The 19,552-nt window shown below is 52.1% G+C and carries 20 protein-coding genes and 1 other annotated feature; of the genes, 3 read left to right on the forward strand and 17 right to left on the reverse strand.

Annotated features, from left to right (window positions below):
* Positions 1 to 396 precede the first annotated feature (396 nt).
* The 4 genes from btuD to ACI2J2_RS06915 all read right to left on the reverse strand — a co-directional run bounded on the left by btuD (position 397) and on the right by ACI2J2_RS06915 (position 3,375).
* A complete protein-coding gene (btuD, locus tag ACI2J2_RS06900) occupies positions 397 to 1,152 on the reverse strand; it encodes a vitamin B12 ABC transporter ATP-binding protein BtuD (RefSeq protein WP_404759725.1) in 756 nt (251 codons plus the stop codon).
* A 20-nt stretch (positions 1,153 to 1,172) separates the two neighbouring features.
* Positions 1,173 to 1,727 carry a glutathione peroxidase gene (locus tag ACI2J2_RS06905; RefSeq protein ID WP_209633013.1) on the reverse strand — a complete coding sequence of 185 codons (555 nt, stop codon included), beginning with the start codon at positions 1,725 to 1,727 and terminating at the stop codon, positions 1,173 to 1,175.
* Positions 1,728 to 1,768: 41 nt separating this feature from the next.
* Entirely contained in the window at positions 1,769 to 2,776 is a 1,008-nt protein-coding gene (gene btuC, locus ACI2J2_RS06910; RefSeq protein ID WP_404759726.1) for a vitamin B12 ABC transporter permease BtuC, read from the reverse strand.
* Positions 2,777 to 2,952: 176 nt separating this feature from the next.
* Positions 2,953 to 3,375 (reverse strand): DUF2502 domain-containing protein, encoded by a 423-nt coding sequence (locus ACI2J2_RS06915; RefSeq protein ID WP_404759727.1) that lies wholly within the window; start codon positions 3,373 to 3,375, stop codon positions 2,953 to 2,955.
* A gap of 234 nt (positions 3,376 to 3,609) precedes the next feature.
* Between ACI2J2_RS06915 and ACI2J2_RS06920 the strand changes: the two genes are divergently transcribed.
* Positions 3,610 to 3,741: a hypothetical protein gene (locus ACI2J2_RS06920; RefSeq protein WP_265556156.1), complete on the forward strand. Its 132-nt coding sequence runs from the start codon at positions 3,610 to 3,612 to the stop codon at positions 3,739 to 3,741.
* A 213-nt stretch (positions 3,742 to 3,954) separates the two neighbouring features.
* On the opposite strand, the gene ihfA is transcribed toward ACI2J2_RS06920, so the two are convergent.
* The 8 genes from ihfA to thrS all read right to left on the reverse strand — a co-directional run bounded on the left by ihfA (position 3,955) and on the right by thrS (position 11,177).
* Complete coding sequence (gene ihfA, locus ACI2J2_RS06925) at positions 3,955 to 4,251, reverse strand: integration host factor subunit alpha (RefSeq protein WP_004943604.1); 297 nt, start codon at positions 4,249 to 4,251, stop codon at positions 3,955 to 3,957.
* 4 nt (positions 4,252 to 4,255) lie between these two features.
* Positions 4,256 to 6,643, reverse strand: a complete 2,388-nt coding sequence (pheT, locus tag ACI2J2_RS06930; RefSeq protein ID WP_404759728.1) for a phenylalanine--tRNA ligase subunit beta — start codon at positions 6,641 to 6,643, stop codon at positions 4,256 to 4,258.
* 14 nt (positions 6,644 to 6,657) lie between these two features.
* A complete protein-coding gene (pheS, locus tag ACI2J2_RS06935; protein WP_037418571.1) occupies positions 6,658 to 7,641 on the reverse strand; it encodes a phenylalanine--tRNA ligase subunit alpha in 984 nt (327 codons plus the stop codon).
* Between the two features lie 118 nt (positions 7,642 to 7,759).
* Positions 7,760 to 7,882 (reverse strand) — a sequence feature (Phe leader region).
* Positions 7,834 to 7,878 (reverse strand): pheST operon leader peptide PheM, encoded by a 45-nt coding sequence (gene pheM / locus ACI2J2_RS06940; protein WP_130383008.1) that lies wholly within the window; start codon positions 7,876 to 7,878, stop codon positions 7,834 to 7,836. Its footprint overlaps the feature before it by 45 nt.
* A 115-nt stretch (positions 7,883 to 7,997) precedes the next feature.
* Complete coding sequence (rplT, locus tag ACI2J2_RS06945) at positions 7,998 to 8,354, reverse strand: 50S ribosomal protein L20 (RefSeq protein WP_020826620.1); 357 nt, start codon at positions 8,352 to 8,354, stop codon at positions 7,998 to 8,000.
* 43 nt (positions 8,355 to 8,397) lie between these two features.
* Complete coding sequence (rpmI, locus tag ACI2J2_RS06950; RefSeq protein WP_004943591.1) at positions 8,398 to 8,595, reverse strand: 50S ribosomal protein L35; 198 nt, start codon at positions 8,593 to 8,595, stop codon at positions 8,398 to 8,400.
* Between the two features lie 98 nt (positions 8,596 to 8,693).
* Complete coding sequence (infC, locus tag ACI2J2_RS06955) at positions 8,694 to 9,245, reverse strand: translation initiation factor IF-3 (protein WP_013812633.1); 552 nt, start codon at positions 9,243 to 9,245, stop codon at positions 8,694 to 8,696.
* Between the two features lie 3 nt (positions 9,246 to 9,248).
* Positions 9,249 to 11,177, reverse strand: coding sequence for a threonine--tRNA ligase (gene thrS, locus ACI2J2_RS06960; protein WP_209633009.1), 1,929 nt, complete (start codon positions 11,175 to 11,177; stop codon positions 9,249 to 9,251).
* Positions 11,178 to 11,659: 482 nt separating this feature from the next.
* On the opposite strand from thrS, the gene ACI2J2_RS06965 reads away from it, so the two are divergent.
* Both ACI2J2_RS06965 and ACI2J2_RS06970 read left to right on the forward strand, forming a co-directional pair.
* Entirely contained in the window at positions 11,660 to 11,869 is a 210-nt protein-coding gene (locus ACI2J2_RS06965; RefSeq protein ID WP_265556159.1) for a hypothetical protein, read from the forward strand.
* Positions 11,870 to 11,996: 127 nt separating this feature from the next.
* Positions 11,997 to 12,686, forward strand: coding sequence for a MarC family NAAT transporter (locus ACI2J2_RS06970; protein ID WP_209633007.1), 690 nt, complete (start codon positions 11,997 to 11,999; stop codon positions 12,684 to 12,686).
* Between the two features lie 36 nt (positions 12,687 to 12,722).
* On the opposite strand, the gene ACI2J2_RS06975 is transcribed toward ACI2J2_RS06970, so the two are convergent.
* The 5 genes from ACI2J2_RS06975 to ACI2J2_RS06995 form a co-directional block, all read right to left on the reverse strand.
* Complete coding sequence (locus ACI2J2_RS06975; protein ID WP_209633006.1) at positions 12,723 to 13,856, reverse strand: ABC transporter substrate-binding protein; 1,134 nt, start codon at positions 13,854 to 13,856, stop codon at positions 12,723 to 12,725.
* Between the two features lie 149 nt (positions 13,857 to 14,005).
* Complete coding sequence (locus ACI2J2_RS06980; protein ID WP_209633005.1) at positions 14,006 to 15,289, reverse strand: HAAAP family serine/threonine permease; 1,284 nt, start codon at positions 15,287 to 15,289, stop codon at positions 14,006 to 14,008.
* A gap of 258 nt (positions 15,290 to 15,547) precedes the next feature.
* Positions 15,548 to 16,885, reverse strand: coding sequence for a cytochrome c (locus ACI2J2_RS06985; protein WP_209633004.1), 1,338 nt, complete (start codon positions 16,883 to 16,885; stop codon positions 15,548 to 15,550).
* 12 nt (positions 16,886 to 16,897) lie between these two features.
* Positions 16,898 to 18,679, reverse strand: a complete 1,782-nt coding sequence (locus tag ACI2J2_RS06990) for a GMC family oxidoreductase (protein WP_209633003.1) — start codon at positions 18,677 to 18,679, stop codon at positions 16,898 to 16,900.
* Positions 18,680 to 18,681: 2 nt separating this feature from the next.
* Positions 18,682 to 19,407 (reverse strand): gluconate 2-dehydrogenase subunit 3 family protein, encoded by a 726-nt coding sequence (locus ACI2J2_RS06995; RefSeq protein ID WP_209633002.1) that lies wholly within the window; start codon positions 19,405 to 19,407, stop codon positions 18,682 to 18,684.
* Positions 19,408 to 19,552 lie beyond the last annotated feature (145 nt).

Below are 19,552 nucleotides of genomic sequence, written 5' to 3' on the forward strand. Positions count from 1 at the left end.
AACCCCAAACGTATCAAACTTCTTTTAATGACACTGTAGATCTCTTTTATTTAACGGATATTAAACGCCAGAGAGAATCGTTCCTGGTTGATTAACTGCCAATGTACGGCCGCAAGCTTAACTAAACCTTAAGATGCGATTTATTATCAGTTAACTATCTGATCTGCGAGGGCCATCATCATAAAATTAAATTGATTTAATAATCAATTAGTTATAGTGATTTATAATTATTTACTTATTATTTTTGAACTTAATCATCGTAGCACGTCAGCGACGGTTTTCAAGATTGGACAGACAATTTTAAGCAAAAAGGGAAATAACGCCGACCGTTATCTCGCTATTTATATCGGGTCCGTTTAATTTTCGTTTAGGGTGAATTTTAACCGTGCTAACGGACTATGCAGTTTTGGTCATAATCCAGCGTTGATCGCCAACCGCCTGCAAGTGAAAATCCACGTCATAAATTGTTGAAAGCAATAACGGCTCCATCACTTCCTGCGTGGCTCCCTGGGCAACCAAACGGCCTGCATGCAATAACCAAACTCGGTCGGCCTGCTGCAAGGTATGGTTGAGGTCATGCGCGCAAACTAATGCACTGCGCCCACTTTGGCAAAACTCCCGCAGCAACCTATCCAGGGCAACCTTCTGCGCCACGTCCAGACTGTTCGTCGGTTCGTCCAGCAACAACAGTTGGCTCCGCGGATTGACCGTCGGCCAGGCTTGCAGCAATACCGCCGCCAGCCGCACCCGTTGCCACTCCCCGCCGGATAGTTGTGTCAACATGCGGGACAATTTATCCATCAGTTTCAGACGCTGACAGAGATAAAGAAGGGTGCTTTCCAGAGCCTCTTCCGCGGCCCCCGCCGGGCGGTGCAGTTCCAGATATTGGAATACGGGCATCAGCGCGACCGGCGGCTGTTGCTGGCTCAAATAGGCACGGCGCAACGCCAACTCATGGCCCTGATAGTCTTCCAATGGTTTCCCGGCGAGCAAGATATCACCTGTACCCGGCAATATACCCGCCAGTCGCGCCAGCAGCGTGCTTTTACCGGCGCCATTCGGACCAATAAGGTGAAACTGCAACCCAGCATCGACCTGTGCTGAAAACGGCGTAAAACGCCCTTCTACCCCAACCTGACTGAGTTGCAGCATGCTTAATTACCACTCCCTCTTTATTTTTCGGCCAACGCCTGTTTAACCGCAGCAACCAAGATCGGATCTTCCGGCGTTGTGTCCGGGGAGAAACGCTGGATCACAGTGCCATCGCGCCCGATCAGGAATTTCTCAAAGTTCCACAAAATATCGCCGGTTTGCTTCGGTGCCCGGCCCTTGCTGCTCATGCGTGCCAGGAACTCACTGCCCTGTGGTGCAACGGCTTGAGGCTCTGCGGCGATCAGCGCCTGATACAATGGATGCCGGTTTTCACTGTTGACTTCGAGTTTGGCAAACATCGGGAACTGGACGCCAAAGGTGCCACGGCAAAAAGCCAGGATCTCTTCGTTGCTTCCTGGTTCCTGCCCAAGGAACTCGTTAGACGGAAAGCCCAGGACTTCAAAACCTTGCTCCCGGTGGGTTTCATATAAGGCTTCCAGTCCTTCGTACTGTTTCGTCAAGCCGCACTCTGATGCCACATTCACCACCAGTAACACGCGGCCTTTATACGTACCCAGCGTGGTGGGCTGGTTTTGGATGGTATTCAGTGGAATGTCATAAATCGGTTGAGCCATGGATTTTATCCTCTTGTTTTGCTTGCAGATGAACAGAGAAACTACCTTACGCTTTTTACCCGGATCAGTAACCAGATAAATAGAGGTGCACCCAACGTAGCGGTCACCACACCAATGGGTAATTCAGCCGACAGCAAAGTAATACGAGCCATGACATCGGCCGCAAGCAACACGCCGGCGCCCGCCAACGCGCAGCCGGGCAATAAATAACGTTGGTTGGTCAGGCCACTCAGACGCAGTATATGCGGTATCACTAACCCGACGAAACCGATCACCCCCGCCAAGGCGACGCTAACCCCCACCAGCCAGCCGATCGCTAAAACCAGCAGGTTGCGCCAGAGGTGCAAAGAAAGGCCAAGCTGGCGAGCTTGCACTTCCCCCAGCGCCATAAAGTTCAGCGCCTTGCCCTGAACGCACAACCACAACAACACGGGCAACAGCGCCAATACCAGCCACTTCTGTCGCCAGTCAACGCCGCCAAACCCTCCCATCATCCAATACATAAGTTGGCGCAAATCCAGACTGGAACTGAAATACACCGCCCAGGTCATCACGGCACTGCACAGGATGCCCAGGGCAACGCCGACCAGCAGTAAACGCGCATTGGTCAGGCGCTTGCGCCGCGCAAAACTGAGCAACAGGAAAGTCATTATCAATGCACCGGCAATAGCGCTCAGGCTCATCATCGCCACCGGAAGCAGGCCGTTGCCCAACAGCACCGTTAGCACCAACGCCACACCCGCGCCATTTGCCACCCCCAGCAAACCCGGTTCGGCCAACGGATTCTCAAAGAGTGCCTGCATTACCGCACCCGCAACCGCCAGACTCGCCCCGACCAACATCACCGCCAGCGCACGGGGCAAGCGTAATTGCCAGACAAACAGCTGCGCCGTTTCACTCGACCACTGCGTGGGCCAAAGCCATACATCACCGGCACTGAGGCTGAAAACAAAAGCAACGGCAACGCCCAACGCCAACACCATGAGATGCCGTTTATCGCGATGACGCTGTTTGTGCAGCAATAAGGTAAAAGTCTGGCGGGTTGACATAAGTGTGGCGGTTCCCTGCTGGCCGTGATCAGCGGCCGAATAATTGACGTCTGGGTCAAATATTAGGGGGTTAGCCTCAGAAGGGAAAGCATTGCATAAGGATTACGGCAGGAAAACAGCGGCTAATCCTGCCCACCACGCGCAGGTGATGGCAAGATTAGCCGCCGTTAAATCAATTAGCGGCGAGGGTCGTTATTGTTTTGCGGATAGGGTTTGCCGTGACCATTGTCACGATCGCGGCCATTATCGCGGTCGTCATTGTCATGATGATTGCCGTTATCACGATGATCACGCTCACCGTGGAACGGGTTACCCCCTCGCTCAGGGCCACGGTGATCATTTCCGCGCGGCGGCGAGGGTTGCCAGCGCCCACCATCCCAATACATACCACGGTTGTTTCGTTCACCAATACCGCGTCCCTGGTGTTCATGCCACCATTGTGGTGGGCGCCAGTCGTATCCATCCCAATAGTAGCCGCGACGGTCCTGATCCCCCAAATGCACCGCAACACCCGGTACATTGATATCGATAGAGACATCCGCCTGTGCAACCAGCGGCAGCAGCAGCGGTAAACACACCAGCAACAGGATCTTTTTCATTTTACGCTCCTACTTTATTTTCTCGCTGTGGTGTTTATATCAGTGCGTTTATTTTGCGCCTATCTCACCAAAGCCTATTTTCAGATCGTTTTCATCTCCTTTACACAATCCATACAGTCAACTTTTCGTTATTTAAATAATTATAGCTGCTAACAACGCTTAACGAATAACTGACGTACTGCGTACCCTACCGACACTTATAATTCAACCAACACCCACCAGAGAGATATTATTATGATTAAGCGTATTGTACTGCTGCTGACCGTTGCCGTGCTGGCCACGGCGCTTAGCGCCTGTTGCTACGGGCCTTACGGTGGTGGACACCGAGGCGGTGGTGGCCCTGGCCACTACTACAACCATTATTAATTATTAGGGGCTTCGGCCCCTTTTATTTATGGTGATGCGAAGTTAAAAATAACCATAAGAATAATCCGCAAACGATATATTATTTTAGATTTAAAAAAACCCAATGAAACTTAATTTCTTAATTCGTTTTTATGCCTTAATTTAAGAATAAACCGAATTTAATACACAAAAAGAAAAAGGCCGCAAAAGCGGCCTTTTTTGGTTTCACGTAACTTACTCTTTCGGGCTTGCGTTCTCTACCCGACTTTTCAGCTTTTGTCCCGGACGGAAAGTGACCACGCGGCGCGCCGTAATCGGAATATCCTCGCCGGTCTTCGGGTTACGCCCCGGACGTTGGTTTTTGTCACGCAAATCAAAATTGCCAAAACCTGACAGTTTTACCTGCTCACCGTTCTCAAGAGCACGACGTACCTCTTCGAAAAACAGTTCTACCAGGTCTTTGGCATCCCGTTTGCTAAGCCCAAGCTTTTCAAACAGGTGTTCTGACATTTCAGCTTTAGTAAGCGCCATAGGTTCAATCCCTCAAGGATGCTTGGAATCGCTGTTTTAGAGCCTCTACACATTTTGCAACGGTAACGGCTATCTCCTCTTCTTCCAGTGTACGAGCGGTATCCTGCAATACCAGACTGATAGCCAGGCTCTTATAACCCTCTGCCACGCCCTTGCCACGGTACACATCAAACAAGTTTACGCCAACTACCTGATTTGCGCCAACTTTCTTACACTCTGCCAAAATATCTTCTGCGGGGACGTTTTCAGCCACCACAACAGCGATATCACGGCGGTTTGCCGGGAAGCGAGAAACCTCTCGCGCCTGAGGCACGGCGCGGCTTGCGACCTTGTTCCACTCCAGTTCGAACACCACTGTTCGGCCGTTAAGATCCAGTTTACGTTCAAGTTCCGGATGAACTACACCGATGAAACCTACAGGTTCACCTTGGAAATAAATGCCCGCACTCTGCCCCGGGTGCAATGCTGGATGAGTCTCTGCCTTGAACTGAATTTCAGATAATTTACCGGTCAGCTCCAAAACAGACTCCAGATCCCCTTTTAAATCATAGAAGTCGACAGGCTTACGCGCCAGATCCCAATGTTCTTCATGCGTATGGCCCGCAATCACCCCAGCTAGCATGACGTCCTGACGGATGCCCAGATTTGCCGCAGTATCAGGCACAAAGCGCAGGCCGCTTTCAAACAGGCGCAGGCGAGTTTGCTGACGATTCTGGTTATAGACAACCGCAGACAGCAAGCCGGTCCACAGAGACAGACGCATCGCAGACATTTCGACCGAAATCGGGCTTGGCAGAATCAAGACGTCTTCGCCAGGGTGCAGTAAGGCCTGAACTTTAGGATCAACAAAGCTATAGGTGATGGCTTCCTGATAACCGTGATCGACCAACATGGTCTTCACACGCTTCAACGTCAGATCCGCTTCACGATGCTTGGTCATGATCAGGTCAGCGCGTACCGGGACGTCAGGAATATTGTTGTAGCCGTAAACACGGGCCACTTCTTCCACCAGGTCTTCTTCGATTTCCATATCAAAACGCCAGCTAGGCGCAACCGCCAGCCAGTTATCGCCCTGCTCGGTCACCTGGCAACCCAAACGACGCAGAATGTCGCTTACCTGCTCACTTGGCACAACGTGACCAATCAGGCGATCCAGTTTTTCACGACGCAACGTAATGGTGGCGCGTTTTGGCAGCTCGCTTTCAGCGGTTACATCAATCACAGGGCCAGCCTGACCGCCGCAAATATCAATCAACAGACGAGTCGCTCGCTCCATTGCTTTATACTGCAACGCAGGATCAACGCCACGCTCGTAACGGTGTGATGCGTCAGTGTGTAAGCCATGACGGCGTGCGCGTCCGGTAATGGACAATGGGCTAAAGAAAGCGCACTCCAGCAGCACATCCTGGGTAGATTCGTTCACACCGGAATGTTCACCACCGAAGATGCCCCCCATCGCCAGGGCTTTCTGGTGATCGGCAATCACTAAAGTATCGGCGTTCAGCTTCGCTTCGTTACCGTCCAACAGCGTCAGGGTTTCGCCTTCGCTTGCCATACGCACCACGATACCGCCTTCAATGCGGCTCAGGTCGAAGGCATGCATGGGTTGCCCCAGTTCCAACAGTACATAGTTGGTCACATCAACCACGGCATCAATGGAGCGGATACCGCAACGACGCAGTTTTTCACGCATCCACAGTGGGCTGGCAGCCTTAACGTCGATGCCTTTTACTACGCGGCCAAGATAACGCGGGCACGCCTGAGGCGCATCAACACGGATTGGCAATGTATCATTGATAGTTGCGGCTACCGGGCTCATATCCGGTTCGGTCAACGCAACCTGATTCAAAACGCCAACATCGCGTGCAACGCCAATAATACCCAGGCAGTCGGCACGGTTCGGCGTGACGCTGATTTCGATCGCGTTGTCGTTCAGCTGCAGATATTCGCGAATATCTGTCCCGATTGGCGCGTCTTCCGGTAGCTCAATGATACCGTCGTGATCGTCGGTAATCCCCAGTTCGGAGAACGAGCAGAGCATACCCTCAGAAGGTTCGCCACGCAGTTTCGCAGCTTTGATTTTGAAGTCGCCTGGCAGCACTGCGCCCACGGTAGCAACAGCCACTTTCAAGCCAGTGCGGCAGTTTGGTGCGCCACAGACGATGTCCAGCAGACGGTCACCGCCCACATTAATCTTGGTTACGCGCAGTTTGTCCGCGTTCGGATGCTGACCGCACTCCACAACATGGCCCACGACCACGCCGTTAAAGGCACCCGCGACAGGCTCCACGCCGTCCACTTCCAGGCCGGCCATGGTAATTTGATCGGATAATGCTTCGCTGCTGATGGCCGGGTTTACCCACTCGCGCAACCAGAGTTCACTGAATTTCATGTGATATTCCCGCCTTACTTAAACTGTTTGAGGAAACGCAGATCGTTTTCGAAGAATGCACGCAGATCGGTAACGCCGTAACGCAGCATCGTCAGACGCTCCATACCCATACCGAAAGCGAAACCGGAATAAATCTCCGGATCGATGCCCACATTGCGCAGCACGTTCGGGTGAACCATGCCGCAGCCCAGCACTTCCAGCCACTTGCCATTTTTACCCATCACATCCACTTCAGCGGAAGGCTCGGTAAACGGGAAGTAAGACGGACGGAAACGAACCTGCAAGTCTTCTTCAAAGAAGTTATTCAGGAAATCATGCAATGTCCCCTTCAGGTTGGTGAAGCTGATGTCTTTATCAACAATCAGGCCTTCCATCTGATGGAACATCGGGGTATGTGTCTGGTCGTAATCGTTACGGTACACACGGCCCGGTGCAATAATGCGGATTGGCGGCTGCTGGTTCTTCATGGTGCGGATCTGCACGCCGGATGTCTGTGTGCGCAGTAAGCGTGTGGCGTCGAACCAGAAGGTATCGTGATCGGCGCGCGCCGGGTGATGACCCGGAATATTCAACGCGTCGAAGTTGTGATAGTCATCTTCAATTTCCGGCCCGGTCTCCACGGAGAAACCTAACTCACCGAAGAAGGCTTCGATACGGTCGATGGTGCGCGTCACCGGATGCAATCCACCGTTTTCCATACGGCGGCCCGGCAAAGAGACGTCGATGGTTTCTGCGGCCAGACGTTCGTTCAATGCGGCAGATTCCAGCGTGTTTTTACGCGCGTTCAGCGCTTCCTGCACCGCTTGTTTTGCCTGGTTGATCACCGCACCGGCAGCCGGGCGATCTTCCGCCGGCACGTCACGCAGCGATTGCATCTGCAAGGTGAAATGACCTTTTTTGCCTAAATATTCGACGCGTACCAAATCTAACGCGGCAACATCCTGGGCATCTTCTACGGCTGCCTTGGCATTGGCAACCAGCTCTGCGAGATGTGGCATTGCTTTCCTCTTCCTCTGGCCGATATGGCTCTAAGTAATTGTTATCTATTATTCGAACACGCCTTTAGCACATCTTCAAAGCATTTAACGCTTTAACCCGGCTTCGAAGACGGCCAAAAACAAAAAAGCCTCCACAAGGGAGGCTTAGGCGCTACTTTTCGTTTCTTTTCTTACGCGCAAAGCCTCCTGAGTTCAGGCGCTAAAGTAAAAAAAGAAACGAAAAATAGCAGCTTTCATGATTGTATTACCTGGTCAATGATTGTCCACCAGTGATATAGCGGCGGTCAATAAAAGTCAATGTGTGTCGCTGAAAACAAAGATTAAAGAGGGAGCAAGCTCCCTCTTTAATAACTGACTTACGCCAGTGCTGCTTTCGCTTTCTCAACCAGTGCAGAGAATGCCACTTTGTCGAAGACTGCGATGTCAGCCAAGATCTTACGGTCAATTTCAATAGAAGCTTTTTTCAAGCCGTTAATGAATTTGCTGTAAGACATGTCGTTCTGACGAGCAGCAGCGTTAATACGTGCAATCCACAGCTGACGGAACTGACGCTTACGTTGACGACGGTCACGGTAAGCGTACTGACCTGCTTTGATTACTGCCTGGAAGGCAACACGATAAACGCGCGAACGGGCACCGTAGTAACCTTTCGCTTGTTTTAAAATTTTCTTGTGACGTGCGCGTGCAATTACACCACGTTTTACGCGAGCCATATGCTCTCTCCTAAAGTCTTATTCTAGATTCAAAAAAAATGGCTTAAGCGTACGGCAAGCACGCGACAACCAGGACCATATCGTTTTTAGACACCATGCCTTTCGGACGCAGGTGACGTTTACGCTTGGTTGCTTTTTTGGTCAGAATATGACGCAGGTTAGCATGTTTACGCTTAAAACCACCGCTGCCGGTTTTTTTGAAGCGTTTGGCTGCACCACGTACAGTTTTAATCTTTGGCATTTTAATTAAATCCACTTCGCATTGTTAAACAACAAGTCAGTGAGGCGAATAAAACCCACACAACGCATGCGCTGCGTGGGTTCGATTACTTGGAAGCCTTACTGTCTCTTCTTAGGTGCGAGCACCATGATCATCTGACGACCTTCGATCCTTGTAGGGAAGGATTCGACAATGGCCAAATCAGAGTCTTCACACAGATCTTTACGGACGCGGTTAAGCACTTCCATACCGATCTGTTGGTGCGCCATCTCACGCCCACGGAAACGCAGGGTGATTTTGGCTTTATCGCCATCTTCCAGAAAGCGAATCAGGTTGCGTAGTTTGACCTGATAGTCGCCATCATCGGTACCAGGACGGAATTTGATTTCCTTGACCTGAATAACTTTTTGCTTCTTCTTCTGTTCTTTTGTCGACTTGCTCTTCTCGTAGAGGAATTTGCCGTAATCCATGATTCGACAAACTGGCGGTTCGGCATTTGGGCTGATTTCTACTAAATCAACACCCGCTTCCTCAGCTTTTTCAAGAGCTTCATTCAGACTGACAATACCAATCTGCTCGCCATCGACGCCGGTTAGGCGAACTTCTTGCGCGCGAATTTCTCTGTTAATGCGATTAGGACGCGCCGGTTGAACTCGTTTTCCGCCTTTAATACTTTATTCCTCCAGTTGATGAAGACTACGGCTGCGAATCTCTTTCAGCAGCTTGTCTACGACTTCATTTACGTCCAGGCTTCCCAGGTCTTTGCCACGGCGGGTACGAACGGCAACTTTGCCTGATTCGACCTCTTTATCACCGCACACCAACATGTAAGGAACCCGTCGTAAAGTATGTTCGCGAATTTTAAAGCCAATCTTCTCATTTCTCAAGTCCGCTTTCACGCGAATACCTGCGTCCTGCAGTTTTTTGGTCAATTGCTGGACATAATCAGACTGACTGTCGGTGATATTCATCACCACCACCTGCACCGGAGCAATCCAGGTCGGGTAGAACCCTGCGTATTCTTCGGTAAGGATACCGATGAAACGTTCCATGGAGCCCAAAATAGCGCGGTGAATCATTACCGGGACCACGCGATCGTTGTTTTCGCCAACATACGACGCGCCTAAACGACCCGGCAAGAAGAAATCGAGCTGCACGGTACCACATTGCCATGCACGATCCAAACAATCATGCAGAGTAAATTCAATTTTTGGTCCGTAGAAGGCACCCTCACCCGGCTGATATTCAAACGGAATCCCGTTTTCAGTCAGCGCTGCAGCCAAATCGTCTTCTGCACGCGTCCACATATCGTCAGTACCGATACGCTTCTCTGGGCGGGTTGAAAGCTTCACAGCAATCTTGTCGAAGCCAAAAGTGCCGTACACATCATAGACCATTCTGATGCATTCGTTTACTTCGGCACGCACCTGCTCTTCAGTACAGAAGATATGGGCGTCATCCTGAGTAAAACCGCGTACACGCATCAGGCCATGCAGAGAACCTGACGGCTCATTGCGGTGGCAGCTGCCGAACTCGCCCATACGCAGTGGCAAATCACGGTAAGACTTCAAGCCCTGGTTGAAGATCTGCACGTGTCCCGGGCAGTTCATTGGCTTGATGCAATACTCGCGGTTTTCCGACGAGGTAGTGAACATGGCGTCTTTATAGTTTTCCCAGTGCCCGGTTTTTTCCCACAGCACACGGTCCATCATAAATGGCCCTTTCACTTCCTGATACTGGTACTCTTTGAGCTTCATACGCACAAAGGCTTCCAACTCACGGAAAATGGTCCAACCGTCGTTGTGCCAGAACACCATACCCGGTGCTTCTTCCTGCATATGGTACAGATCGAGCTGCTTGCCGATCTTGCGGTGGTCACGCTTAGCCGCTTCTTCCAGACGCTGCAAATAGGCATTCAGCTGTTTCTTGTCTGCCCAGGCAGTACCATAGATACGCTGCAGCATTTTATTTTTGCTGTCGCCACGCCAGTAAGCGCCCGACGTTTTCTGCAGTTTGAAATGATGGCAGAAACGCATGTTCGGCACGTGCGGACCGCGGCACATGTCGACGTATTCTTCGTGGTGATACAGGCCAGGACGGTCGTCATGGCTGATATTCTCATCCAGGATCGCCACTTTGTAGCTTTCGCCACGTGCAGCAAAGGTGTCGCGGGCTTCTTGCCAGCTAACCTTTTTCTTGATGACGTCATAATCTTTGTCAGCCAACTCATGCATCCGCTTTTCAAGCAGATCCAGGTCTTCCTGCGTCAGGGTACGGTCAATATCAACGTCATAGTAGAAACCGTTGTCAATCACTGGACCGATAGCCATTTTGGTGTCTGGCCACAGTTGTTTGATCGCATGGCCTAACAGGTGCGCACAAGAGTGGCGCATGATTTCCAGACCTTCGGCGTCCTTGATGGTGATGATCGCCAGTTGCGCATCTGATTCGATCAGATCGCCGGCATCAACCAGTTCACCGTTTACACGGCCGGCAATACAGGCCTTCGCCAAGCCAGGGCCGATATCAAGGGCAACATCCAGGGGGGAAACGGCACGGTCAAAATGACGCTGACTTCCGTCAGGAAGAGTAATAACAGGCATTAATAATTCCTTATCTACAGTGGTGACCCACACGACAGATCACATGAAGAAATACAAAATCGTTTAAATACATTATGTTATGAACGCTATTCAACTTTACCCTGCCGAATATATGCCCTCATGAACACATAATGTCTATGTGACATGGTGCGACGCCATAACGGAACGAACAGTGTAACACTATGATTAGCGCGCCATCTACCCGGAGTTTCTGGGCAGGCTTTGAATAAGCGATGAATTAGGTTCTCTACACCAGAAAGCCTCACCTGCACGCAAGACCATAGGCGTCATGACACTAAAATAAGCCGGTTCAGGCAGAGACATCTGTTCACCGATAATTTTTTGTGTCCAACCCCAAACGGGTCCTGAGCAGACAGACAATAATATTGCGTCAATCAGCTATGGCGAACATGCTCCGCTCCCGCTATCCTGATGCCATTAACGGCAGAGTTGAGACAGCATCCCGCATCATGAACCGGTTATTGAAGTTACTTGTTGGTGCCTGCATCGTGTTGGTGGCTATTTTTGCGCTGTTGCATTTGGGGGCAGACCGCCACCCAAGAGCCATTGCGGTTAACGAACCGCCAATGGAGTGTGAAGATACACAAGAGATAACCAGCGATTGTGTGAATGACGATGATACCAACACTGACGCTGTTCCTGAGCTGACCCCTTCCAGCACTCAAGGATAATGAGCTGCAAATACCATTCCTCTATATTTACAGGTCTATTCCCCTGCGCTGCCCCTCAACAGGTGGCAAACCAGGGGATGACTCTATGCCGCGTCACAACATTCACTGAAAACAGGAAGTTTGAACCATGACGAGTATTCTGCAGTTATTCCAGGCCATTGGGCTGGGTTTGGTGCTACTGCTGCCGTTGGCCAACCCACTCACTACGGTCGCGCTGTTACTCGGTCTTTCGGGTAACATGACGCGTGAAGAACGCAATCAACAATCACTGATGGCGTCGGTCTATGTGTTCTTCATCATGACGGTGGCGTTCTATGCCGGTCAGTTAGTCATGAACACTTTCGGGATTTCTATTCCCGGCTTGCGTATTGCCGGTGGACTGATCGTGGCATTCATTGGCTTTCGTATGTTGTTCCCGCAACAGCGCGCGGAAGAGGCGCCCGAGGTTGAAACCAAGAACAACGAATTGCGTAAGAAAACCTCCGTCAATATCGCTTTTGTCCCGCTAGCCATGCCCAGCACCGCAGGCCCTGGGACCATTGCCATGATCATCAGTTCGGCCTCAAGCGTTAAAGAAAACACCCTGGGATTTGCGCATTGGGTACTGCTGGTAGCACCTGTAGCCATCTTCCTGACGGTCGCCGTTATCCTGTGGGCCTGCTTGCGCAGCTCCGGCGCTATCATGCGTCTCGTGGGTCAAAGCGGCATTGAGGCAATATCACGCCTGATGGGGTTCCTGCTGGTGTGTATGGGTGTGCAATTTATTATCAACGGCATATTGGAGATCATCTCCACTTACACCCCTGCCGTCGCCTGACCGGTTAAACGGGCGCGATTGCCGCGCCCGCTTCACTTATTTACCTGCCGGCGCCTGCGCGCCTAGAATCCCCTTGCCTTCCGGCACTTCGGTAAATCGACTGAGGATCTCGCTGTAGGTTTTCGCCGGGTCCAAATCCTTGAACTGAGTCGGATAGATAAACTTCGCCAGATACTCGAGTCCAACGATATTGTAAGGATGATTGTAGAAGTTGTGGTAGATGCCATAGAAGCGCCCCTCTTTCACCGCGGAAAGCTGGGCAAAGCCTGGGCGTTGCTTCATTTTGTTGAACGCATCATCAACCTGCTGTTGCGTCACACCATAGCCAAAAGGCACTGCGGCGTTGGTTTTGCTGGCCCACTGGGAGCCGGATACAATATAGGCATCCGGTTTCATGCTGATCACTTTTTCAAGGGATACATCACCCGTCGCGCCCGGTAACAGTGCCGACCCCACGTTGCGTGCACCTACCGCCTCAATCATCCCACCCCAACCAACATGCGCGTGCGTGAAACAGCAAGACTCCAACCCATTCAGGCCGGCTTTCGCCTCAATAAACACCAGCGGCTTTGGTTCTACCGTTTTGGTTTTATCGAGGATGTGCTGATAGTGCTGCTGATAAAAGTCGGTGTACTGCTTCGCCTCACTTTCACGGTTTAGCGTTTCCCCCAATAACGTGATGCTCTTCGGGGTATTCTCCACTGGCTTTAGCATGGTATCGATAAACAACACCGGGATATTCAGTGCTTGCAGCTTGTCCAACACGCCAGTCTGGCTCAGCGACGGTTTAGAACGCAGCTGCGCTACCATCAGGTCAGGGTGCTTGGCGATGACGCTTTCCAGGTTAACCTCGCCCTTGTCGCTAAACCCCATATCAATAATGTTGTTTGCTCCGGGCCACTTACTCTGCAGGATTTTCCAGGTCTCACCATCACTTTTCTTCAGCAGGTTGTTCCATGCCACCACGCGGGTAAAGGGATCGGCGCGGTCAAGCAAGGCCAGCGCCAAAATATCGCGACCGTCCTGCACCACAATGCGTTTCGGCTCTTGCTTAATGGTCAGGGTTTGACCGGCGGCATCAGTCAGGGTGAGTGGATAAGTGGTCGCCATTGCCTGAGCAGACAAACCACAGGCGCAGGCTAAAGCCAGCAGGGTCATTCGACGGTGCACGTAACACTCCTTAGCGTAGGAAATTAATCCAGAAATAATAATGAGAATTGCTCCCATTATCAAAGAGAACGCCAGACGAGTTTTCGGTTAATTGAAAAGAGATGTGAACAAGAACAAGCTGGTGCGCCGGAGCCGGCGCACCATTGAGATTAAATCAGGCCGTAGATCAACGCCGACAACGCAATCAGCCCCATCACCAGTACGAAGACATTACTTAACGCGCGATAGCGGCGCATTGCAGGTACCGCTCGCACTGCATACATCGGCAGAATAAACAGGATCGCCGCGATGAGCGGGCCGCTGATGGTTTCGATAATATGCAACGCACTCGGATTCCAGACCGTCGCCGCCCACGTCAGCAGGAACAGTAACACCGCGGAAATTCGGTGCGTAATACGCGAACTTAAGGGTTTACCTACCGCACGCGTCAGGCCGTCAATCAGGCTGGTCGCCCCTTCTGTCACCCCCAGAGAGGTCCCCAGATAAGACTTGGCCATCGCGAGCATCGCCATCATCGGGCCAAGATAGGCAATCAGTGGATTAGAGAATTTATTCGCCAGCGTAGTCAACACGGTGATGTTTTGCTCTTTAGCCTGTTGCATATCTTCATGAGACAGGCTTAACACGCAGCTGAAGACAAAGAACAATACCGTGACGCAGATCAGGACATAGCTATAGCGCATGATACGTGCGCAGCGGCGTTCAGCCAGATCGCCATACAGACTCTTTTGGGTCGAAGCAAACGACGAAATGATCGGCGCATGGCTAAAAGAAAAGACCATTACCGGCACAGCCAGCCACAATGAATGCCAGAGATCAGGGCTGTTGAATTGCGTATTGGCCAGTCCGTTGACAAAGTTGGCCGTTTGCCAGGTGGGCATCAGGTACAACGAAATCCCCATCAAAAACACCAGCAGCGGGAACACCAACATCCCCATCGCCGAAACAATGGCGTCTTTGCCGCGCAACAGAACCAGGTTCAACACAACCACGACTGCCAGGCTCAACCAGATACGTGGCAATGGCGTGATATGAAACTGATGAATCAGGAAGCTGTCGAGCGCGTTGGTAATCGAAATGCTGTACACCAACACAATCGGAAAGAACGCCATCAGGTACAGCACCATGATGATTTTACCGGCCAGCACGCCGAAGTGCTCAACCACCACATCATGAATATTGCCGTCGCGGCTGGAGCCGGAAAGCACAAAGCGGCTCAGTGCGCGATGCGGTAAATACGTCAACGGGAAGGCAAACAACGCCATCAGCACCAACACTAACGGACCATTTAAACCGGCGTTGATGGGCAGAAACAGTGTACCTGCACCCACCGCCGTAGCGTAGAGACCAAACATCCAGAGGGTGTCGGTTTTATTCCATTTGGCCGGCTGGGCGGAAGCCAGCGTACCTGAATCGGGAGAAATCGTACTCATAGGAAAGCTTACCTTAATCTGCGGCGACAACGATTGCGCCTAACGGGATATCCTTCTCCGCGAATTTTTAATAATAATCAGTGGATTAACTCAGAATTTCATTCACATACCTGATAAAAGGACGGCAAAGGATAATTAAAAATGCTGTCCGGGTCCATCTCTCGCTTGCTGAGTGTCTGCTTAGTGAACAATTATCGCGGTAAAAACCGCCACGGGGAGCACAAAAAGCTGGGGCCTCTTACGAGGCCCCAGTCGGCGTTACTTGTTAGCGTCCGGGTGTTCCGGTACCGCTGCGCTGCCCATCTCCTTCTCATCGCGGATCATCGAGCGGTCTTTACGCACGCTGGCCACGTCAGAAGCGCTGATAGGCTTGGCGCTGTTACCCCAGCTTGAGCGAATGAAGTTAACCACATCCGCCACCTGCTGGTCATTCAGACGCCAACCGAACGGTGGCATGGTGATGTTGGATACAGCCCCTTTCACCGCTGGCGTTGTGTTGCCGGTCAACACAATGTGAATCAGCGACGTCGCGTCTTCAGTTTGCACGACCGGGTTACCTTTAAGCGCCGGGAAGGCGCGCTTGTAGCCTACGCCATCAGTACGGTGGCAGGCTGCACAGTTATCGACGTACAGCGCCGCCCCCGGTTTGCTGTCGTTACCACGCCACAGATCCTTGGCGACACTGTCTTCGACAGGCACTGCCTGCTGCTTGCCATCTTTCGGTGGCAGCGTTTTCAGGTAACGCGAGATCGCCGTCAGGTCTTCATCGCTCAGGTACTGCAAGCTGTGCTCAACCACGTCGCTCATACCGCCGAAGACGATCGACTTGTCATTACGACCGGTTTTCAGGAATTCGGTCAGCTCGGCTTCACTCCAGGTCCCCAACCCGTCCTTATTGTCACCGCGCAGGCTCGATGCAACCCAGCCATCAATCGGTGCATTACTGCCGGACAGATAGTTATCACCGTCGTTATTGCTCAGTGCCTTTTCCTGCATGGTGATGCTACGCGGCGTATGACAAGCACCGCAGTGACCCAAACCTTCCACCAGATAACGACCACGTTCAATGACGGGATCGGCCTTGGCGTTAGCCACAAAGTCCGCAGGCGCCGGCGCAAACATGCCACGCCAGATGCTCAACGGCCAACGCATCGACAGCGGCCAAGGGATGTCTGAATCCTTATTGGCCTGCTCCACCGGTTCAACACCGTGCATGAAATAGGCGTACATGGCGCGCATGTCGTCCTCTTTCACCAGCGCGAATGACGGGTACGGCATTGCCGGGTATAGCGTGCTGCCATTTTTGGCGACACCCTTACGCACCGCATTGTCGAACTCTTCGAAGCTGTAATCACCGATACCGGTTTTCTTGTCCGGCGAGATATTGGTGGAGTAAATGGTACCGATCGGCGTTTCCATTGCCAGACCACCGGCAAAGGCTTTACCGCTTTTACCATTGGTGTGGCAGGCCACGCAGTCACCGGCGCGCGCCAGATACTCGCCGCGCTTGATCAGCTCACTACTGACCGTGGTGTCCTGCGCCCAGACGGAGAAACTCAGTGCACTGAGAACCAGTGCGGGAACAAATGCTTTCATCAGTCGCCGTCCTTATGCCTGCACCAAAGGGCCTGGGTTTTTCAGATACTGCTCGCGGATGGCGCGTGCAGACCAGTAAGCCAACGCGGCTACGGTGCCGGTCGGGTTGTAACCCAGCCCCTGAGGGAACGCCGACGCGCCGATCGAGAACACGTTATGCACGTCCCAGCTTTGCAAATAGCGATTTACCGCGCTGGTTTTCGGATCTTCACCCATTACCGCGCCGCCATTCATATGGGTGGTTTGGTAGCTGGTCGTATCAAAATGGCTGTTGGCGTTTTTCGGACTGCCAGAGATCAGTTTCGGGTTCATGGCCTTGGCGATCGGTGCCATTTTGTCGAACATGAACTGCGCCATCTTGATGTCGTTTTCCTGCCAGTCGAACGTCATACGCAGCAGCGGTTGGCCGAACACGTTCTTGTAGTTAGGATCGAGATCCAAATAGTTGCTGCGATACGACTGGTGCGCGCCGTGGGCATCCATCGAGACATGATGGGTATAGGCATCCGCCACCGCCGCTTTCCATTTGCTGCCCCACGCCGGAGTGCCTGGAGGGGTTGGCAATCCAGAGATGGGTTTAGTGCCCGCCTGGTTGACCCAGAACGGCGAGCCGCCGACGAAGCCTTCTTTAGCATGGTCAAAGTTGTCGGCGTTGAAGTCGTCCACACCTACACCATTACCGCCGGCACCAATGAACGGGTTGGTAAACACGTCCTTGTCAAAGAACGCCTTGATGGTGGTCAGATTCTGGTAAGCGAAGTTACGCCCTACCACACCTTCACCGGTTACCGGATCGTAAGGCTTGCCGATGCCAGACAGCAGCATCAGGTGAACGTTGTGGAACTGGAACGCACCCAGGATCACCAACTCGGCTGGCTGTTCGATTTCACGGCCCTGCGCGTCGATATAATTCACGCCGGTTGCACGAGATTTATCGTCGGTCAGGTTCACCTTCAACACGTTGGCGTTGGTGCGTAACTCGAAACGCTTCTCCATCCGCAACGCCGGCAAGATATTGACGTTCGGCGATGCTTTGGAATACATGTAACAGGCATAGCCGCTGCAGAAACCGCAGAAGTTACATGGCCCCATCTGCGCACCGTAGGGGTTGGTGTAGGAATCTGATGTATTGGCTGACGGCAGATTGTAAGGGTGATAACCCACGTCCCGCGCCGCTTTCTCAAACAGCTGTGCAGAAAACGTATTCTTCTGCGCCGGCAGCGGGAAGTTGTCTGAACGGTCCGCCGCAAAAGGGTTTCCGCCTTTCGTCGCCATCTTCTGGCCTTTGACTGTCCAGGCCGTGCCGGACGTGCCGAACACTTTCTCCGCCTTGTCGAAGAAGGGTTCCAGCTCGTCATAGGTTACGCCGAAGTCTTGAATGGTCATGTCCTTCGGAATAAAGCTTTTGCCATAACGTTCTTCGTAGTGGCTACGCATGCGCAGCTCGATAGGATCGATGCGGAAATGCACCCCAGACCAGTGCAGACCTGCACCACCCACGCCGGTACCCGGCAAGAACGCCGCCAACTGGCGATAAGGTACCGCCGTCTGGCTGGTATTGTGACGAATCGTCACGGTGCTTTTAGACAGGTCCTGGAACAGTTTGCGGCGAATATTATAGGTCAGTTCGTCAATCACCTGCGGGTAGGAACCGTCCGGGTAGGTATCGCGCATCGGGCCGCGCTCCAGCGCAACCACGTTGAGGCCAGCCTCGGTCAGTTCTTTGGCCATAATGGCGCCAACCCAGCCGAAGCCGACGATCACCGCGTCTACTTTTTTCATTACCGTTGCCATTGTTAACCCCTCTCCCCACGAATTGATACCGGGGGTAAGGGATAACGCTCTCCTCGCTCGACCCAGTCCATAAAATCGGCGCGCGCGCCCGGAAAATTAATGAGCTTCCAACCGACCATGTCTTTATTGCCACCATGGATCGGATCGCTGAAGAAACCTTCGCGGGTGTTTTGCAACAGGTAGGAGAAAAACAACTTGGCAGGTAACTGCTGGAATTCCGCATCACCAGACTCAAACTTTTGCAGCATGGCGTCCTGTTGCGCAGCGTCTAATTCGGCAAAAACTTTACCGGCGGTTTTCTTGCTGTAAGCGTCGGCATCGGCAATACCGAGGTTGTAGATTTGCTTCGGCACCAACGGCAGCTGGTAACCCATTTCCTTCGGCACATCCGGGTTAAACGGTCCCTGCATGTACCAAATAGAACCGGTAGCGTAAGGGGTATTCATCTGACGATCGATAAATTCCGGTACGCCGGCTTCCAATGCGCCAGGACCGCGATCGTCAGCAGGGATCAACCGTGCCGTCGCCGCCTTGACGAACGCCCACTCTTCCGGGGTGAAGAACGTAGGCTGGTAGTCATTTTGTTTAGGGGTATCTGTCGCCGCAACCGCCGGCATGGTGGCTGTCAGCGCGCTAACGCCACTGCCGCCAATCACCGCTGCGGGGATTAAAGTCATCGATTTCAACAGGAAATCGCGCCGTGAATTGTTAGTTTTATCGTCCGACATATCACATTCCATCCAAAGATAATCACAACTATTTAACCTCAACCTTGCGGTCGATGCGGGTTTTAAACATAAATTGTTACCTATTTGTCTATTTATTGAAGGCCACAAAGTGAGCAAACGCAAAAATGTTACCGGTAACTTATTG

This window comes from Serratia sp. NPDC087055 (assembly GCF_044900985.1).
In the GTDB taxonomy this organism is placed as follows: domain Bacteria; phylum Pseudomonadota; class Gammaproteobacteria; order Enterobacterales; family Enterobacteriaceae; genus Serratia.

Coding starts and splice junctions, on each gene's coding strand:
- ACI2J2_RS06980 (WP_209633005.1), bottom strand. CDS start 15,289: ATGAGTACGATTTCTCCCGATTCAGGTACGCTGGCTTCCGCCCAGCCG.
- btuD (WP_404759725.1), bottom strand. CDS start 1,152: ATGCTGCAACTCAGTCAGGTTGGGGTAGAAGGGCGTTTTACGCCGTTT.
- thrS (WP_209633009.1), bottom strand. CDS start 11,177: ATGCCTGTTATTACTCTTCCTGACGGAAGTCAGCGTCATTTTGACCGT.
- ACI2J2_RS06905 (WP_209633013.1), bottom strand. CDS start 1,727: ATGGCTCAACCGATTTATGACATTCCACTGAATACCATCCAAAACCAG.
- btuC (WP_404759726.1), bottom strand. CDS start 2,776: ATGTCAACCCGCCAGACTTTTACCTTATTGCTGCACAAACAGCGTCAT.
- ACI2J2_RS06990 (WP_209633003.1), bottom strand. CDS start 18,679: ATGGCAACGGTAATGAAAAAAGTAGACGCGGTGATCGTCGGCTTCGGC.
- ACI2J2_RS06915 (WP_404759727.1), bottom strand. CDS start 3,375: ATGAAAAAGATCCTGTTGCTGGTGTGTTTACCGCTGCTGCTGCCGCTG.
- pheS (WP_037418571.1), bottom strand. CDS start 7,641: ATGCCACATCTCGCAGAGCTGGTTGCCAATGCCAAGGCAGCCGTAGAA.
- rplT (WP_020826620.1), bottom strand. CDS start 8,354: ATGGCTCGCGTAAAACGTGGTGTAATTGCACGCGCACGTCACAAGAAA.
- ihfA (WP_004943604.1), bottom strand. CDS start 4,251: ATGGCGCTTACTAAAGCTGAAATGTCAGAACACCTGTTTGAAAAGCTT.
- rpmI (WP_004943591.1), bottom strand. CDS start 8,595: ATGCCAAAGATTAAAACTGTACGTGGTGCAGCCAAACGCTTCAAAAAA.
- ACI2J2_RS06920 (WP_265556156.1), top strand. CDS start 3,610: ATGATTAAGCGTATTGTACTGCTGCTGACCGTTGCCGTGCTGGCCACG.
- ACI2J2_RS06970 (WP_209633007.1), top strand. CDS start 11,997: ATGACGAGTATTCTGCAGTTATTCCAGGCCATTGGGCTGGGTTTGGTG.
- ACI2J2_RS06995 (WP_209633002.1), bottom strand. CDS start 19,407: ATGTCGGACGATAAAACTAACAATTCACGGCGCGATTTCCTGTTGAAA.
- ACI2J2_RS06985 (WP_209633004.1), bottom strand. CDS start 16,885: ATGAAAGCATTTGTTCCCGCACTGGTTCTCAGTGCACTGAGTTTCTCC.
- pheT (WP_404759728.1), bottom strand. CDS start 6,643: ATGAAATTCAGTGAACTCTGGTTGCGCGAGTGGGTAAACCCGGCCATC.